The 2145-nt window shown below is 73.9% G+C and carries 2 protein-coding genes and 1 pseudogene; 1 reads left to right on the top strand and 2 read right to left on the bottom strand.

What is annotated here, in order from left to right; translation table 11 throughout:
• Positions 1-361: pseudogene (locus GT030_RS25775) on the bottom strand (magnesium transporter CorA); the annotation flags it as partial.
• 178 nt (positions 362-539) lie between these two features.
• Between GT030_RS25775 and GT030_RS25780 the strand changes: the two are divergent.
• The gene (locus GT030_RS25780; protein WP_161203161.1) at positions 540-1334 is read left to right on the top strand and encodes a methyltransferase domain-containing protein; all 795 of its coding nucleotides are present in this window, start codon (positions 540-542) and stop codon (positions 1332-1334) included.
• 10 nt (positions 1335-1344) lie between these two features.
• On the opposite strand, the gene GT030_RS25785 is transcribed toward GT030_RS25780, so the two are convergent.
• The coding region (locus GT030_RS25785) for a PfkB family carbohydrate kinase (protein ID WP_161203162.1) at positions 1345-2145 on the bottom strand (801 nt) is incomplete at its 5' end.

A 2145-nucleotide genomic window follows, 5' to 3' on the forward strand; every position in this document is an offset into this window, starting at 1 on the left:
CGTACCGCTCCAGCTTCGGGCGCTGGTGGGCCTCCACCGCGTCCTCCACCGCGAGCGGGTGCAGGTCGAACAGCTCGGCCACATCGGCGAACTCCTCGGTGGTCGGCTCGTGCAGACCCAGCCAGACGAAACCGTCGCCGGTGTTGCGGACCGTCTTCACGGCGTCCACCACATCGGCGGAGCCGGGCACGCGTATGCCGTCCTGATACATCACGCAGTTCACGACCGAGGAACCCAGCGGTGACCTGGCCGGGTGGCTCAGGTCCACACGCGGCCGGCGCCGGGTCAGACCGGCCACCTTGCGCAGGCCGCCGACCTTGCTCAGCTTTGTGACTTTTCGCAGATTCCCCGCCATCGACATCTGGATCTCCTTGCCTGGATCTCCGCACCCCACACCATTCGTGCCCTGCCCGGTCAGTCTGCCAGTCCGTCGGGAAGGCCGGGGAAGCCTGTGGGAACAGCGGATTCCGCTTGGTTCCCGCCTGTGGACGGAGGGTCGGCCGCCCCGGACCCGGCGACCGGCTGGGACGATGCGGGACATGACGACATCGGACGGATACCTCCTGGACAACCGGCAGGCCGAGGCGGGCGAACGCTTCGACGCCTTCGCCTCCCTCTTCGACCCCACCACGTTCCGCCACCTGGAACGCCTCGGCATCGGCCCCGGCTGGCGCTGCTGGGAGGTCGGCGCCGGGGGCACCTCCGTCGTCTCCTGGCTCGCCCGGAAGGTCGGCCCGACCGGTACCGTCCTCGCCACCGACATCGACACCTCGCGCCTGGACACCGTGGCCCGGCCGCCGGTGGAGGTCCGTACCCATGACGTGGGCGCCGAGGAGCCGCCCGGCCGGGGCTTCGACCTGGTGCACGCCCGGCTCGTGCTGGTCCATGTCCCGGACCGGGAAAGGGCGTTGCGCTCCATGATCGAAGCGCTGCGGCCCGGCGGCCGGCTGCTGATCGAGGACGCCGACCCGGCCCTGCAACCCCTGACCTCCCCCGACGAGCACGGCCCCGGGGAGCGGCTCGCCAACCGGCTCCGCCAGGGCTTCCGCCGGCTCCTCGCGGAGCGCGGCGCCGACCTCTCCTACGGGCGCCGCCTGCCGCGGCTCCTGCGTGAGGCCGGGCTGCGGCAGGTCGAGGCCGACGCGTACTTCCCGCTCACCTCACCGGCGTGCACCGCGCTCGAACTGGCCACGGTCCGTCAGATCCGGGGCCGCATGGTCGAAGCGGGACTCGCGACCGACGAGGACATCGACCGCCATCTCGCCAACGTCGCGGCGGGCGGCATGGATCTGGCGACGGCGCCGATGATCTCGGCGTGGGGGCGCAAGGTCTGAAGTACCGGCCTCAGGGGGTGTGCGGCGCCCGCCCGTCGTCGTCCGGGTGCGGGGGCCGGCCGCCCACCCGCCGCACCGCCCGCGCCCCGGCCCGGCACCCCCACTCCGCCGCGGCCTCCGCACGGGCACCCGCCACCAGAGCCGCCAGGAACGCGCCGGTGAACGCGTCCCCGGCCCCCGTACTGTCCGTCGCCCGGACCGGTACCGCCGGAACCCGGGCGCTCACCACCCCCGACCGCGCCACCAACGCCCCCTGTGCCCCCGACTTGGCCACCACCACCGGCCCGAGCCCGCTCAACTCCGCCGCCGCCCCGGCCCAGTCGGACACCCCCGTCAGCAGGCACGCCTCGTCCCGGCTCGGCAGCAGCACATCGAGCTGCTTGGCGAACTCCAGGAACCGGTCCGTCCCGAACCGCGCGAGGAACCCCGCCGAAGCGGGGTCCAGACTCACCGGCACCCCGCGCGCACGCGCCGCCGCCAGCGCGGTCTCGGCCAACGCCCGGCTGGACTCGGCGAACAGCAGGTACCCCGACAGATGCAGCCGGGCCACCCCGTCGAGCAACCGCTCCGACCAGTCGTCCGGTTCGAGCCGCAGCGAAGCCCCGCTGGAAGTGAGGAACGTGCGCTCGGCCGCCGCCTCCCCGTCGACCAGGCAGATCACCGTGCCGGTCGGCTCCACCGGGTCCACCACCAGCCGTGGCCGCACCCCGGCCGCCAGCAGCTCCCGCTCGTGCCACCGCACCGCGTCCGCGCCCACCCTCGCCAGCAGCCGCACGTCCGTGCAGCCCGCGTCGGCGGCCCAGCACGCCAC

It is taken from the genome of Streptomyces sp. SID1328, assembly GCF_009865595.1.
In the GTDB taxonomy this organism is placed as follows: domain Bacteria; phylum Actinomycetota; class Actinomycetes; order Streptomycetales; family Streptomycetaceae; genus Streptomyces; species Streptomyces griseoluteus.

Excerpts from the sequence above, each read along its gene's own strand:
- GT030_RS25780 (WP_161203161.1), top strand. The coding sequence starts at position 540 with ATGACGACATCGGACGGATACCTCCTGGACAACCGGCAGGCCGAGGCG.